The 14,538-nt window shown below is 73.0% G+C and carries 12 protein-coding genes; 6 read left to right on the top strand and 6 right to left on the bottom strand.

What is annotated here, in order from left to right; all coding sequences use genetic code 11:
* Positions 1 to 4 precede the first annotated feature (4 nt).
* Together OG294_RS30475 and OG294_RS30470 are read left to right on the top strand one after the other, a co-directional pair.
* Positions 5 to 661 (top strand): nitroreductase family protein, encoded by a 657-nt coding sequence (locus tag OG294_RS30475; protein ID WP_327069758.1) that lies wholly within the window; start codon positions 5 to 7, stop codon positions 659 to 661.
* A 67-nt stretch (positions 662 to 728) separates the two neighbouring features.
* Positions 729 to 1,331: a GNAT family N-acetyltransferase gene (locus OG294_RS30470; protein ID WP_327069757.1), complete on the top strand. Its 603-nt coding sequence runs from the start codon at positions 729 to 731 to the stop codon at positions 1,329 to 1,331.
* Between the two features lie 52 nt (positions 1,332 to 1,383).
* Here OG294_RS30470 and OG294_RS30465 read toward each other — a convergent pair whose 3' ends face one another.
* The gene (locus OG294_RS30465) at positions 1,384 to 3,021 is read right to left on the bottom strand and encodes an isovaleryl-CoA dehydrogenase (RefSeq protein WP_327069756.1); all 1,638 of its coding nucleotides are present in this window, start codon (positions 3,019 to 3,021) and stop codon (positions 1,384 to 1,386) included.
* Between the two features lie 99 nt (positions 3,022 to 3,120).
* Between OG294_RS30465 and OG294_RS30460 the strand changes: the two genes are divergently transcribed.
* Positions 3,121 to 3,684, top strand: coding sequence for an NUDIX hydrolase (locus OG294_RS30460; RefSeq protein ID WP_327069755.1), 564 nt, complete (start codon positions 3,121 to 3,123; stop codon positions 3,682 to 3,684).
* Between the two features lie 66 nt (positions 3,685 to 3,750).
* Here the strand turns inward: OG294_RS30460 and OG294_RS30455 are convergent, their stop codons facing one another.
* Both OG294_RS30455 and OG294_RS30450 read right to left on the bottom strand, forming a co-directional pair.
* Positions 3,751 to 6,156, bottom strand: coding sequence for a Tex family protein (locus tag OG294_RS30455; RefSeq protein WP_442789248.1), 2,406 nt, complete (start codon positions 6,154 to 6,156; stop codon positions 3,751 to 3,753).
* Between the two features lie 51 nt (positions 6,157 to 6,207).
* Positions 6,208 to 7,872, bottom strand: a complete 1,665-nt coding sequence (locus OG294_RS30450; RefSeq protein ID WP_327069754.1) for an AMP-binding protein — start codon at positions 7,870 to 7,872, stop codon at positions 6,208 to 6,210.
* Positions 7,873 to 7,992: 120 nt separating this feature from the next.
* Between OG294_RS30450 and OG294_RS30445 the strand changes: the two genes are divergently transcribed.
* Positions 7,993 to 8,889, top strand: a complete 897-nt coding sequence (locus tag OG294_RS30445) for a hypothetical protein (RefSeq protein ID WP_327069753.1) — start codon at positions 7,993 to 7,995, stop codon at positions 8,887 to 8,889.
* 19 nt (positions 8,890 to 8,908) lie between these two features.
* Here OG294_RS30445 and OG294_RS30440 read toward each other — a convergent pair whose 3' ends face one another.
* The 3 genes from OG294_RS30440 to OG294_RS30430 form a co-directional block, all read right to left on the bottom strand.
* Positions 8,909 to 9,703: an SGNH/GDSL hydrolase family protein gene (locus tag OG294_RS30440; protein ID WP_327069752.1), complete on the bottom strand. Its 795-nt coding sequence runs from the start codon at positions 9,701 to 9,703 to the stop codon at positions 8,909 to 8,911.
* A gap of 85 nt (positions 9,704 to 9,788) precedes the next feature.
* Positions 9,789 to 10,256: a GNAT family N-acetyltransferase gene (locus OG294_RS30435; RefSeq protein WP_327069751.1), complete on the bottom strand. Its 468-nt coding sequence runs from the start codon at positions 10,254 to 10,256 to the stop codon at positions 9,789 to 9,791.
* An 80-nt stretch (positions 10,257 to 10,336) separates the two neighbouring features.
* Positions 10,337 to 10,702, bottom strand: coding sequence for a winged helix-turn-helix transcriptional regulator (locus tag OG294_RS30430; protein WP_327069750.1), 366 nt, complete (start codon positions 10,700 to 10,702; stop codon positions 10,337 to 10,339).
* 91 nt (positions 10,703 to 10,793) lie between these two features.
* Between OG294_RS30430 and OG294_RS30425 the strand changes: the two genes are divergently transcribed.
* Together OG294_RS30425 and OG294_RS30420 are read left to right on the top strand one after the other, a co-directional pair.
* A complete protein-coding gene (locus OG294_RS30425; RefSeq protein ID WP_327069749.1) occupies positions 10,794 to 12,005 on the top strand; it encodes a pyridoxal phosphate-dependent aminotransferase in 1,212 nt (403 codons plus the stop codon).
* A 190-nt stretch (positions 12,006 to 12,195) separates the two neighbouring features.
* Complete coding sequence (locus OG294_RS30420) at positions 12,196 to 14,535, top strand: terpene synthase family protein (protein WP_327069748.1); 2,340 nt, start codon at positions 12,196 to 12,198, stop codon at positions 14,533 to 14,535.
* The last annotated feature ends 3 nt before the right edge of the window (positions 14,536 to 14,538 follow it).

Raw genomic sequence — 14,538 nt, 5'->3', positions numbered from 1 at the left:
TCGTATGACGACCTCCTACCCGACCGTCCCCCTGCACCCGATGCACGTGCCGGCCCACGAGGCCGAGGCACGTGCCCGGGACTTCCACGACGTGATGGCCCAGCGCCGCACCGTCCGCGACTACGACCGCCGCCCGCTCCCCGAGGGGGTGCTGGACTGGGCGATCCGCACCGCCGCGACCGCGCCCAGCGGCGCGCACGTGCAGCCCTGGCGGTTCGTGGTGATCACCGACCCGGACCGCAAGCGGCGGCTGCGCGAGGCCGCGGAGGCGGAGGAGCGCGAGTTCTACGACCACCGGGCCTCGGCGGAGTGGCTGGCGGCGCTGGCGCCGATCGGCACCGACTGGCACAAGCCGTTCCTGACCGACGCGCCGGCGGTGATCGTGGTCTTCGAGGTGCACAAGGGGCCCCACTCGCCCCGGCCGTACTACACCAAGGAGTCGGTGGGGATCGCGGTCGGCCTGCTGCTGGCCACCCTGCACCAGGCCGGACTGGCCACCCTGACGCACACCCCGAGCCCGATGAAGTTCCTCAACGAGATCTGCGAACGGCCCGCCGAGGAGCGCGCCGCCTACGTGATCCCGGTCGGCTACCCCGCCGAGCGGGCGCAGGTGCCCGATCTGCACCGCAAGGAACTGGACGAGGTGGTGGTCCGGCTCTGAGCGAACGCCCTCCGGCAGCCGCTTTTTCGCTGGTCGGCGGCGCGCACGGGCTGCCATGATGCGTGTCATGAACCAGACCGCGGGTGACCCCGTAACCTCCGCCGCGCCGCCGACCGCCAGCCGCCCGCCCGAGTGGCTGGAGCTGCCCGACGGCTTCGCCCTGCGCCGCCGCACCATCGAGCACGCGCGCGAGGTCAACGCGGCGGTCACCCGCAACCTGGAGCACCTGCGGCCCTGGATGCCCTGGGCGACCGTCGCGCCGTCGCTGTCCCGCACCGAGGAGATGACCCGGCGCGGCTGGCAGCTCTGGGAGGACGGCTCGGACTTCCTCTACGTGCTGGAGCACAGCGAGCGGCCCGGCAGCGTCCTGGGCATGTTCGGCCTGCACCGGCGGGTGGGCCCCGGCGCGATCGAGATCGGCTACTGGATCGACCAGGAGCACACCGGCCGCTCGCTGGCCACCAACGGCGCCGCCGCGCTGACCGGGGCCGCGCTCGGACTCCCGGACATCGAGCGGGTGGAGATCCACTGCGACGAGGCGAACGCGGCCAGTGCCACCGTCCCGCGCAAGCTCGGCTACCGCCTCGAGCGGATCGACCAGACCCCGACCACGGCCCCGGCCGAGACCGGGCGCAAGCTGATCTGGATCCAGCAGCGGCCCGCCCGCTGAGGCTCGCCGGGTACAGGTGGGCGCCCCGGGCCGCCCACCCGCCCGCCGGGGTTCAGGCCGCCGGCACCATCCGCGCCCGGCCGATCAGCGCCGTGGTGTCCACCCCGGTGGGCAGCGTGCCGAAGGCGTTGCCGTGGTCGCCGCCCAGCCGCGAGGCGCAGAAGGCGTCCGCCACCGCCGGATCGCCGTGCCGCACCAGCAGCGCGCCCTGCAGCACCAGCGCCATCGTCTCGACCAGCCGGCGGGTGCGGTACTCGATCTCGCCCGGGTCGCCGATCTCCTTGCGCAGCCCGGCCACCGCCGCGTCCAGCCGCCGGTCGGCGCCGGCCACCGCGTCGAGTTCGGCGAAGTAGGCCTGGACCGACTGCGGGCTGCGGGCCATCGCGCGCAGCGCGTCCAGCGCGGCGACGTTGCCCGAGCCCTCCCAGATCGAGACCAGCGGCGCCTCCCGGTAGAGCCGCGGCATCCCGGACTCCTCCACGTAGCCGTTGCCGCCCAGGCACTCCAGCGCCTCGGCCGCGTGCGCCGGACCGCGCTTGCAGACCCAGTACTTGGTGACCGCCAGCGCCAGGCGCTTGAAGTGCGCCTCGCCCTCGTCGCCCGCCGACGCCCGGTCGGTGGCCTCGGCCAGCCGCAGCGCCACCGTGGTGGCCGCCTCCGACTCCAGCGCCAGATCGGCCAGCACGTTGCGCATCAGCGGCTGGTCGATCAGCTCGGCGCCGAACGCCCGCCGGTGGGCGGCGTGCTGCACCGCCCGCTGCACGCCCAGCCGCATCCCGGCGGCGGCGCCGAGCGTGCAGTCCAGCCGGGTCATGTTGACCATCTCGATGATGGTCCGCACCCCGCGGCCCTCCTCGCCGACCAGCCAGCCCACCGCCTCCTCGTACTCCAGCTCGGCGGAGGCGTTGGAGCGGTTGCCCAGCTTGTCCTTGAGCCGCTGGATCCGCAGCGCGTTGCGGGTGCCGTCCGGCAGCACCCGCGGCAGCACGAAGCAGCTGAGGCCGCCCGGCGCCTGGGCGAGCGTCAGGAACACGTCCGACATCGGCGCCGAGGTGAACCACTTGTGGCCGGTCAGGTGGTAGGTGCCGTCGCCGGCCGGCAGTGCGACGGTGGTGTTGGCCCGCACGTCCGAGCCGCCCTGCTTCTCGGTCATCGACATGCCGGCGATCAGCCCGCGCTTGCCGGACGGCTCGCGCAGCCCGAAGTCGTAGACGTTGGCGGCGAGCAACGGCTCCAGCCACTCGGCCAGTTCGGGGGTGGCGCGCAGCGCGGGGACGGCGGCGTAGGTCATCGAGACCGGGCAGCCGTGGCCGGCCTCCACCTGGCTCCACAGGTAGAACTTGGCGGCGCGGGCGGTGTGCGCGCCCGGACGCGGGTCGCGCCAGGGGGCGGCGTGCAGGCCGTGTTCGACCGCGACGGTCATCAGCTGGTGCCAGGCCGGGTGGAACTCGACCTCGTCGATCCGGTGTCCGTAGCGGTCGTGGGTGCGCAGCACCGGCTCGTGCTCGTTGGCCAGGCGGCCCCACTCGGCGGCCTGCTCGGTGCCGGCCAGCGTGCCCAGTTCGCGCAGCTCGGGCTCGGCCCAGCCGGCACCGGCCCGGTGCAGGGCGGCGAGCAGCGCGGGGTCCTCGGCGAGGTTGTGGCCGTAGGGCGGCGGAACCTGGTTGGTGACCTCGTGGGTGTGCGGCACGGCCTGCTCCCTACTCGCGAGTAAGTTGGACAGCACCAGAGTAGGGGTTCCGCCCCTGCGCGTCGCCTGTCCGTCGGGGGCGGCGATTACGATCACCGGATGACACCCAGCACCGATCTCAGCAGCCCGCCCGAGGACCGCTTTCCCGCGCTGTTCGCGCCCCAGCGCTGGGAGTGGGGCGGCATCGACGCGCGGTTCGCGATGGCGCAGCCACCGGACGAGCTGATCACCAACATTCACCTGATCGGGTTCACCGGCGAGTCGGTGGTGCTCTGCCGCGACAGCCGCGGCCACTGGTTCCTGCCCGGCGGCACCCGGGAGCCGGCCGAGTCCGTCGAGGCCTGCCTGGCCCGCGAGTTGCGCGAGGAGGCCGGCGCCCGGGTGCTCGGCGAGCCGCTCTGGGTCGGCGCCCACGAGGCCGTGACGGACCGCGCCGCGCCCTACCGCCCGTGGCAGCCGCACCCGCGCAAGTTCTGGCTCTGGGGCTGGGCCGAGGTGACGGTGGACGGCGCGCCGACCAACCCCGCGGACGGCGAGCTGGTGGAGGAGGTGCGCGCCGTGCCGGTGGCCGAGGCGGTGGCGCTGCTGTCCGGCGAGGGCGAGCCCTGGCGGGGCGAACTGGTGGCGCTGGCCGCCGAGCTGCGGGCCGCCGCCCGCCGCTGACCGCAACGGGCGTGGGACGTCGACCGGATCGACCTCCCACGCCCGCCGCCGCGCCCGCGCGGACCGCTACGTGCCCAGCCCCGCCCGCCGCAGCGCGTCCGCCATCGCGCTGTTGGCCACGGGCGCGGAGCCGCCGCGCTGCTCGCCGCCGCGCCGGTCCTGCCGCGGCGGACGCTGCCCGCGCTCGCGCTGGCCCTCGCCCCGCTGGGCAGGACGCTGACCCTCGCCGCCCTGGCCGCGGGCCGGCCGCGCCGCCTCGTCGTCCAACCGCAGGGTCAGCCCGATCCGCTTGCGCTGCACGTCCACCGAGACGACCTTGCAGCGCACCACGTCACCCGACTTGACCACCTCGCGCGGGTCCTTGACGAACCTGGTGGAGAGCGCCGAGACGTGCACCAGGCCGTCCTGGTGCACGCCGACGTCCACGAACGCGCCGAAGGCCGCCACGTTGGTGACCACGCCCTCCAGCACCATGCCCACCTCCAGGTCGCCGATCTTGTCGACGCCCTCCCGGAAGGTGGCGGTGCGGAAGGCCGGCCTGGGGTCGCGCCCGGGCTTGTCCAGCTCGCCCAGGATGTCGGTGACGGTCGGGATGCCGAAGGTCTCGTCCGCGAAGTCGCCGGGGCGCAGCGCCCGCAGCGCGGCGCCGTTGCCGACCAGGTCCGCCAGCGTGCCGCCGGTGGCCGCCAGGATCCGGCGCACCACCGGGTAGGCCTCGGGGTGCACCGCGGAGGCGTCCAGCGGGTCGTCACCGCCGGGGATCCGCAGGAAGCCCGCGCACTGCTCGAAGGCCTTGGGGCCCAGCCGAGCCACGTCCTTGAGCGCCTTGCGGGTGCGGAAGGGGCCGTTGGCGTCGCGGTGCGCCACGATGTTCTCGGCCAGCGTGCCGGTCACCCCGGAGACCCGGGTGAGCAGCGGCGCGGAGGCGGTGTTGACGTCCACGCCCACCGCGTTCACGCAGTCCTCGACCACCGCGTCCAGCGAGCGGGAGAGCTTCACCTCGCTCAGGTCGTGCTGGTACTGGCCGACCCCGATCGACTTCGGGTCGATCTTCACCAGCTCGGCCAGCGGGTCCTGGAGCCGGCGGGCGATCGAGACCGCGCCGCGGATCGAGACGTTGAGGTCCGGCAGCTCCTGCGAGGCGAAGGCCGAGGCGGAGTAGACCGAGGCGCCGGCCTCGGAGACCATCGCCTTGGTCAGCTTCAGCTCCGGGTGCCGCTTGATCAGGTCCTCGGCGAGCTTGTCGGTCTCCCGCGAGGCGGTGCCGTTGCCGATCGCGATCAGGTCCACCCGGTGCTCGGCGGCGATCCTGGCCAGGGTGGCGATCGAGGCGTCCCACTTGTTGGCCGGCTGGTGCGGGTAGATCGTGTCGTGCGCGACCACCTTGCCGGTGTCGTCCACCACGGCGACCTTGACGCCGGTGCGGAAGCCCGGGTCCAGACCCATGGTGGCCCGGGTGCCGGCCGGCGCGGCCAGCAGCAGGTCCCGCAGGTTGGCGGCGAACACCTTGACCGCCTCGTCCTCGGCCTCCTGGCGCAGCCGGGTGCGCAGGTCCAGGCCGAGCCGGACCAGGATCCGGGTGCGCCAGGCCCAGCGGACGGTGTCGCCGAGCCACTTGTCGGCCGGGCGGCCGTGGTCGGCCACGCCGAACCGGGCGGCGATCCGCTGCTCGTAGTCGCTGGCGCCGGGCAGGTCGCCCTCCTCGTCGCCGTCGAAGGGCGACAGGTCGAGGTCGAGCACCTCCTCCTTCTCACCGCGCAGCATCGCCAGGATCCGGTGCGAGGGCAGCTTGGTGAACGGCTCGGCGAAGTCGAAGTAGTCGGCGAACTTGGCGCCGTCCTGCTCCTTGCCGGCCCGCACGGTGGCCACCAGCCGGCCGCGGCCCCACATCCGCTCGCGCAGCGAGCCGATCAGGTCGGCGTCCTCGGCGAAGCGCTCCACCAGGATCGAGCGGGCGCCGTCCAGCGCGGCGGGCGCATCCGCCACCTGCTCGTTCAGGAACGCCCCGGCCGCCGCGGCCGGATCGAGCGAGGGGTCGGCGAGCAGCTGGTCGGCCAGCGGCTCCAGGCCCGCCTCGCGGGCGATCTGCGCCTTGGTGCGCCGCTTGGGCTTGTAGGGCAGGTAGATGTCCTCCAGGCGGGCCTTGGAGTCGGCGGCCAGGATCTGCGCGCGCAGCGCGTCGTCCAGCTTGCCCTGCGCCTCGATCGACTCCAGCACCGCGGACCGGCGCTCCTCCAGCTCGCGCAGGTAGCGCAGCCGCTCCTCCAGCGTGCGCAGCTGGGCGTCGTCGAGCTCGCCGGTGACCTCCTTGCGGTACCGGGCGATGAACGGCACGGTCGAGCCGCCGTCGAGCAGCTCGACGGCCGCCCTCACCTGCCCTTCGCGGACCCCGAGTTCCTCGGCGATCCGCCGCCCGACGGCCTGTTCGGCCGCCGCTGCTGCCTGTGCTGCCTGCTCGGCTGGCGTGGTCACGAAGCCGGTCACCTTCTCATGAGTTGCCTTGCGGGTACGCCCCGCATTCTGTCAGCTGCGCAGCTCGGGAAAGTGTTCGTCACGCCACTCCTGCGGCAGTTCGCCGGCTCCCTCCTCCCGGGCCCGCAGCTCCACCCGGCGGATCTTGCCGGAGATGGTCTTCGGCAGCTCGAAGAACTCCAGCCGGCGCACCCGCAGATAGGGCGCCAGGTGCTCGCACGCGTAGGCCAGGATCGACAGCGCCGTGGCGCGGTCCGGCGCCCAGCCGGGGGCCAGCGCCACGTAGGCCTTGGGCACCGCGAGCCGGGTGGCGTCGGGCGCGGGCACCACGGCCGCCTCGGCCACCGCCGGGTGCTCGATCAGCACGCTCTCCAGCTCGAACGGCGAGACCTTGTAGTCGGAGGCCTTGAAGACGTCGTCGGTGCGGCCGATGTAGCTGAGGTAGCCGTCCGCGTCCCGGCTCGCCACGTCGCCGGTGTGGTAGTAACCGCCCGCCGTCACGGCGGCGTTGCGCTCGGGGTCGGCCAGGTAGCCGGTCATCAGGTTGACCGGGCGCCGCGCCAGGTCCAGGCAGATCTCGCCCTCCTCGGCCGGCTTGCCGCTGACCGGGTCGACGAGCACCACCGGCACCCCCGGCAGCGGGCGGCCCATCGAACCGGGCTTGACCGGCAGCCCGGGCGTGTTGCCGACCAGCAGGGTGGTCTCGGTCTGCCCGAAGCCGTCCCGGATGGTCAGCTCCCAGCGCCGCTCGATCTGCGCGATCACCTCGGGGTTGAGCGGTTCGCCGGCCGCGATCAGCTCGCGCAGCGCCGGCGGGCGCTCGCCCAGCTCGGCCTGGATGAGCATCCGCCAGACCGTCGGCGGGGCGCAGAAGGTGGTGACCTCGGCCCGGCGCAGCTGCTCCAGCAGGCGGGGGGCGTCGAACCGGGTGTAGTTGTGCACGAAGATCGTCGCCTCCGCGATCCACGGCGCGAAGAAGCAGCTCCAGGCGTGCTTGGCCCAGCCCGGCGAGCTGATGTTCAGGTGCACGTCGCCCGGGCGCAGACCGGCCCAGGCCATCGTGGTGAGGTGGCCGACCGGGTAGGAGACCTGGGTGTGCTCGACCATCTTGGGCAGGCTGGTGGTGCCGGAGGTGAAGTAGACCAGCAGCGGGTCGTCGGGCGCGGTGGTGGCGGTGAACGGCGCGGGGTCGGCGAGCCGGTAGCCGGCCTCGAAGGGCGCCCAGCCGTCGGCGGCGCCGCCCACCACGATCCGGGTGTAGCCGGTGCCGGTGAACTTCGCCGTGTCGCCCGCGTTGGCCACCACGTGCCGGGCGCCGCCGCGCCCGATCCGGTCGGCCAGGTCGGCCGCGCCCAGCGCGGTGGTGGTCGGCATGATCACCGCGCCGAGCTTCATCACCGCGAGCATCGCCTCCCACAGCTCGACCTGGTTGCCGAGCATCAGCAGCACCCGGTCGCCCGCCGCCACGCCGAGCCCGGCCAGGTGGTGGGCGAGCTGGTCGGAGCGGTGCGCCAGCTCCGCGAAGCTGTACTTCGCCTCCGTGCCGTCCTCCTGGACGATCCACAGCGCGGTGCGCTCGTTGCCCCGGGCGATCGCGTCGAACCAGTCGACGGCCCAGTTGAAGCGGCCCTCGATCACGGGCCAGGCGAAGTCCTCCTGACGCAGCAGCACGTCACGGGCCGCGCGGTAGCGTTCGGTGGCGGTGGGGCTGGTCACGGCATCTCCTCGCAGGACGGCTGCGGCCGATCATAGGGCCACGTCAGGTTCCCGTCCTGGCGTGTATACGTCGCCCCCGCGGGCTGTCCCGCCCCCCGGCCCCGCACCCACCATCTGGACATGAGACTCACCCCTCACAAGCGGCTGCGGCGCGTCCTCGCCACCTCCGGAGCCGTCCTCCTGCTCGGCCTGGTCCCCGCCCTGGCCGAGGCCCCCGGCGCCCTCGCCGCGCCGCACCCGACCCGTCCCGGCAGCTACTCCGCCGCCGCGCCCACCCTGCACGCCGCCCCGGCCCGGCACCGCCCCGGCACCGACCAGGTCTCCTACAACGGCGGCCCGGTCCAGCACAGCCCGGTGGTCTACCTGGACTTCTGGGGCAGCCAGTGGGACAGCGACGGCAACGGCGTCCAGCCGTACATGACCAGCCTGTTCAACGGGCTTGGTACCAGCCAGGACCACTGGTCCACCATCACCGCGCAGTACCCCGACTCCTCCGGCAGCGGTCCCGCCTTCACCGGCCCGGTCCTCGGCGGCAGCTGGGTGGACGACGCCTCCCCCGCCCCCGCCTCCTCCCAGCAGCAGGACATCGCCGCCGAGGCCGACAGCGCCGCCGCGCACTTCGGCGTGGCCGGCGACCCGGACGCACAGATCGTGGTGATGAGCCCGAGCGGGACCTCCCCCGACGGCTGGCCGGCCTCCGGCTTCTGCGCCTGGCACGACTACACCGGCAGCGTCTCCTACACCAACATGCCCTACCAGCTGGACGCCCCGGCCGGCAGCCGCTGCCCGAACAACCTGCTCGGCGACAGGCTGTCCGCCTTCAGCATCGTCGAGGGCCACGAGTACGCCGAGTCGATCACCGACCCGCAGCCGTCCAGCGGTTGGCTGGACCCCTCCGGCGAGGAGATCGGCGACCTGTGCGAGAGCAACTTCCAGAACGTCACGCTGCCCACCGGCACCTTCCCGATGCAGCCGCTGTGGAGCAACAACGGCGGCGGCTGCGTGATCAGCGGCTGACCCGGGCGGCCCTCGGAGCTCACCCCTGGTAGGGCGCCAGCTCGGCCTGCTTCGGCGGCCGTCCGTCACCCGACGAGCGGCCGGTCAACCGCCGCCCCAGCCACGGCAGCACGTGGATCCGCAGCCAGCGCAGGTCGCCGCGGATCCGGGCGGCGCGGCCGGCGGGCGCGGCGGGCGGCAGCGCGGCGCGCCAGTCGAAGGCCGCCGGGCGGCCGAGCGCCTGGCGGACCGCCTCGGCGACCCGGCGGTGCCCCTCCGCCGACAGGTGCAGGCGGTCCTCCGCCCACAGCCGCCGGTCGTCGAAGCAGGGCGCGGTGAACAGGTCGACCACCGCGACCCGCGGGTGGGCACCCAACTCCTGCACGAAGTGGCGCAGTTGCCGGATGGCGGGGAGCAGCCGGGCGCTGCCCGCCATCCGCCGGGTCGGGTCGGTGCTGGTGAAGAGCACCACCGTGGCGCCGGTGGCCAGCAGCTTCTCGGCCGCCTCCCCCAGCTGCGCCCGCACCGCCTCGATCTCGCAGCCCGGTCGCAGCACGTCGTTGAGGCCGCCGGCCAGGGTGACCAGCTCGGGCCCGGCCGCGACGGCCGGCGCCAGCTGCTCGGCGCCGATCTGGCCGATCAGCTTGCCACGCACGGCCAGGTTCGCGTACCGGAACTGCACGGGCGCGACCTCCGCCGCCAGCGAAGCCGCGAGCCGGTCGGCCCACCCCCGGTAGTGGCCGTCGGGGCGCAGCTCGTCGCACATCCCCTCGGTGAACGAGTCACCGACGGCGACGTAGCTGCTGAAGCGGGTGAAGGCGGGTTCCTGGTCCATGGCGCTCCCGATGCTACCGGGGCCTGTCCGGCGGATGTTGTCGCGCGCCCGGCAGGATCCGCCGGACAGGCCCCAGCGGTTTGCGTCAGGCGGCAGGCGGCGTCCAGACGTAGCGCAGGTCCGGCTCGCGCTCCTCGTTGCGGCTGCCGTCGGTGCGCTCGGCCTCGACGAACCCGTGCCGCTGGTAGAACCGCTGGGCCGGGCCGTTGACCTGGAAGGTCCACAGCGCCAGGCCCGCCGGACGCAGGCTCTTGGCCAGCTCGACCAGGCGGTCGCCCAGGCCCTTGCCGCGCCAGTGCGGCGCCAGGTAGAGCTGCTCCAGCGAGCCGTCCTCCAGCACCAGCAGCCCGGCCAGCTCGCCCTCGGGCGTCTGCGCCACCCAGGTCTCCAGCTGCGGCACCACCACGTGGCGGAACCAGCCGTGCACCTCCTCGGGGCTGTGCGCGAGCCGCACGGTGGGCAGGGCCGCGGCGAAGGAGGAGAGGTAGAGCGCTGCCGCGGCGTCGGCGTCCGGCTCGGTGGCGCGGCGCAGTTCGAGGTCGTTGATCGTCACAACCCGCAACGATGGACGCCGAACTCCCTGCTCGGCAACCGGTTTTCCGGCGTCGCCCGGGCGGCCCCGGGCCCCGGTGCTCAGGCGCTGGTGACCCAGTGCCCGCGCACCGCGTCCGTCGGCCGCTGCTCGCCCAGCGCCGGCAGGCCCCAGCTGCCCAGCGCGTCGACCACCTGGCGCAGCTGCCGGCCGCGCTCGGTCAGCTCGTACACCGTCGCGTTGGCCGGCCGCTCCAGCTTGCGCCGGGCCACCAGGCCCTCGCCCTCCAGCTGCTTGAGGCGGGCGGCCAGGATGTCCGTGCTGACCCCGGGCAGGTCGGCGTGCAGGTCGGTGTACCGGCGCGGGCCGCCGAGGAGTTCACGGACGATCAGGAGGCTCCAGCGCTCCCCCACCGCGTCCAGGGCCCGGGCGACAGCGCAGTACTGGTCGTAGCTTCGGCGTGACATGGCATCAGCATAGCCAATAGGTTGGACTTTCCAAGTGCTTACTTGGTAGAACAAAGCGACCACGTTGGCGGCCCACGCCGGGAGGCACCAGATGGAGTTTCGGCAGTCCAGCAAGCTCGCGGGAGTGTGCTACGAGATCCGCGGCCCGGTGGTCGACCAGGCGAACGCGCTGGAGGAGGCCGGGCACAGCGTGCTGCGCCTGAACACCGGCAACCCGGCCCCCTTCGGCTTCGAGGCGCCCGAGGAGATCCTGCAGGACATCATCCGCAACCTCCCCAACGCGCACGGCTACAGCGACTCGCGCGGCATCCTGCCGGCCCGCCGCGCCGTGGTGCAGTACTACCAGCAGCGCGGCGTCACCGGCGTCGGCGTGAACGACGTCTTCCTCGGCAACGGCGCCTCCGAGCTGATCCAGATGGCCGTGACGGCACTGGTGGACGACGGCGACGAGGTGCTCGTGCCGGCCCCGGACTTCCCGCTGTGGACCGCGGTGGTGCGCCTGGCCGGCGGCAAGGCGGTGCACTACCTGTGCGACGAGGAGGCCGAGTGGTACCCGGACCTCGACGACATCGCCGCCAAGATCACCACGCGGACCAAGGCGATCGTGGTGATCAACCCCAACAACCCCACCGGCGCGGTCTACCCCAAGGAGCTGCTGGAGGGGATCCTGGACCTGGCCCGCCGGCACGGCCTGATGGTGCTGGCCGACGAGATCTACGACAAGATCCTCTACGACGGCGTCGAGCACCACTGCCTGGCCGCGCTCGCCGACGACGTGCTCACCCTCACCTTCAACGGCCTCTCCAAGGCCTACCGGGTGGCCGGCTTCCGCAGCGGCTGGCTGGTGGTCTCCGGACCCAAGCCGCACGCGAAGGACTACCTGGAGGGGCTCACCATGCTGGCCGGCATGCGGCTGTGCCCCAACGTACCGGCCCAGTACGCGGTGCAGGCCGCGCTCGGCGGGCACCAGTCGATCCACGACCTCACGCTGCCGAACGGCCGGCTGACCGAGCAGCGCGACGTCACCTGGCGCGCGCTCAACGAGCTGCCCGGGGTCAGCTGCGTCAAGCCCAAGGGCGCGCTCTACGCCTTCGCCAAGCTGGACCCGGCGGTGCACAGGATCAAGGACGACGAGCGCTTCGTGCTCGACCTGCTGCTCCGCGAGAAGATCCACATCGTCCAGGGCACCGGCTTCAACTGGCCGCGCCCCGACCACTTCCGCTTCGTCACGCTGCCCCGGGCGGACGACCTGGAGACGGCGATCAGCCGGATCGGGCGCTTCCTGACCACCTACCGGCAGTAGTCCACGCCGCCCGCCGGCAGGCCGCGCCTTCGTCGCTCGAACTTCACTCGAAAGATCAAGGTGCGGCCGATTTCGCACGCCTCCCCGCACTGCCATACGCGTCTTTCGGACCGTCGAACCACTCCAGAGACTGGGTGCGAGCCCAGACTTGACGATGATCGACGGTCCGAATTCCTGGTAGGGGGATCCCATGGCGAAACCGTTCACGCTGCCCGAGTTCTATCTGCCGCACCCGGCCACCCTCAACCCGCACCTGGAGGGCGCCCGGGAGCACACCCGGGCCTGGGCACGCGAGATGGGCATGCTGGAGGGGTCCGGCATCTGGGAGCCGAAGGACCTGGAGGACCACGACTACGGCCTGCTCTGCGCCTACACCCACCCGGACTGCGACAGCGCCGCGCTCGACCTGGTCACCGACTGGTACGTCTGGGTCTTCTTCTTCGACGACCACTTCCTGGAGACCTTCAAGCGCTCGCTCGACCGCTCCGGCGGCCAGGCCTACCTGGACCGGCTGCCCGCCTTCATGCCGATGGACCTGAGCGAGGGGTTCCCCGAGCCGACCAATCCGGTCGAGGCGGGCCTGGCCGACCTGTGGGCGCGCACCGTGCCGCACATGTCGCTCGACTGGCGGGCCCGGTTCCGGGAGAGCACCGAGCACCTGCTGAACGAGTCGATCTGGGAGCTCTCCAACATCAACGAGGGCCGGGTCGCCAACCCGGTCGAGTACATCGAGATGCGCCGCAAGGTCGGCGGCGCCCCCTGGTCGGCCGGCCTGGTCGAGTTCGCGGCACAGGCCGAGGTGCCCGCCCGGGTGGCCGGCAGCCGCCCGCTACGGGTGCTGCGCGACACCTTCTCCGACGGCGTGCACCTGCGCAACGACCTCTTCTCCTACCAGCGCGAGGTCCAGGACGAGGGCGAGCTGAGCAACGGCATCCTGGTGCTGGAGCGCTTCCTCGACTACACCACCCAGCAGGCCGCCGAGGCGGTCAACGAGATCCTGACCAGCCGGCTGCACCAGTTCGAGAACACCGCGCTGACCGAACTTCCCTCACTCTTCGCCGAGTTCGCACTCCATCCGGACGAGGTGGCGAAGGTCGCCCGCTACGTCAAGGGCCTGCAGGACTGGCAGGCCGGCGGCCACGAGTGGCACATGCGCTCCAGCCGCTACATGAACGACCGGTCCGGCGCCGACGCCCCCGGCGGCACGTTCTCCGCCGTCCCGGTGGGCCTGGGCACCTCCGCCGCCTCCTTTCGCCGGTACGTCGACCTGCCCGGCGCGCTGCGGCAGTTCAGCCACGTGCCGTACCAGCAGGTCGGCCCGACCCCGCTGCCCGAGTTCCCGATGCCCTTCCCGCTGCGGATCAACCCACACCTGGCGGCGGCCCGGGAGCACAACTACGCCTGGTGCCGGGAGATGCGCTACACCGAGCCGACCCCCGGCCTGTCGGACTCCGGCGGCTGGACGGAACGCTCGATGCGCAACGCCGACGTCACCCTCTGCGGGGCCGGCATCGCGCCGGACATCCCGCAGAACGCGCTCGAACTCAACTCCGACTGGCTGGCCTGGGGCACCTACGCGGACGACTGGTTCCCGATGGCCTTCGCCTACCCGCCCAGCCCGCTGGGCGCCAAGGCCTGCGCCGACGGACTCAAGCCGTACATGCCGCTGGACTCGCCCGACCGGGGCCCGCTGCCCACCACCGCCCTGCAGCACGGCCTGGCCGACCTCTGGCAGCGCACCGCCACCCCGCTCACCACCGCGCAGCGGCAGATCCTGCGCGGCAGCATCGAGGAGATGCTGGACTCCTGGGTCTGGGAGATCGGCAACATGGCGCAGCACCGGGTCCCCGACCCGGTGGACTACATCGAGATGCGCCGCCTCACCTTCGGCAGCCAACTGACCAGCAACCTGGCCCGGTTCGGCGCCGAGGAGGCGGTGCCGGCGGAGGTCTGGCGCTCCGGCACGGTCAAGGCGCTGGTGAACTCGGCCTCCGACTACGCCTGCCTGATGAACGACGTCTTCTCCTACCAGAAGGAGGTCCAGTTCGAGGGCGAGGTGCACAACGGCGTCCTGGTGGTGCAGAACTTCTTCGGCTGCGACCGGGACCAGGCGCTGGGCATCGTCCACGACCTGATGTCCTCCCGGCTGGACCAGTTCCAGCACGTCGCGGCGAACGAACTGCCGATCCTCTACGAGGACTTCAAGCTCGACGCGGCAGGCCGCCAGGCGCTGGAGGACTACGCGCAGGGGCTGCGGAACTGGCTCTCCGGGATCCTCAACTGGCACACCCATGTCGGGCGCTACCGCGAGGAGGAGCTGGAGTACCAGCCGGACGCCTACGTCCGGCGGATGACCGCCCAGCCGCCGGCCACCGCACCTGCCGCACCGGCCCCTGCCACAGCTGCCCCTGCCGCACCTGTCGCACCCGCCGCCGCGGGACCCGCCGGATTCACCCCGCCCACCGCCGCCGGCCTCGGCACCTCCGCCGCCCGGATCGCGCGCGAGCTCGCGACGGCCCTCAGCCACTGACCG

Origin of the sequence: Kitasatospora sp. NBC_01302 (assembly GCF_035976515.1) — a bacterium.
Classification (GTDB): domain Bacteria; phylum Actinomycetota; class Actinomycetes; order Streptomycetales; family Streptomycetaceae; genus Kitasatospora.
This window is presented reverse-complemented; position numbering and strand designations above follow the sequence as displayed.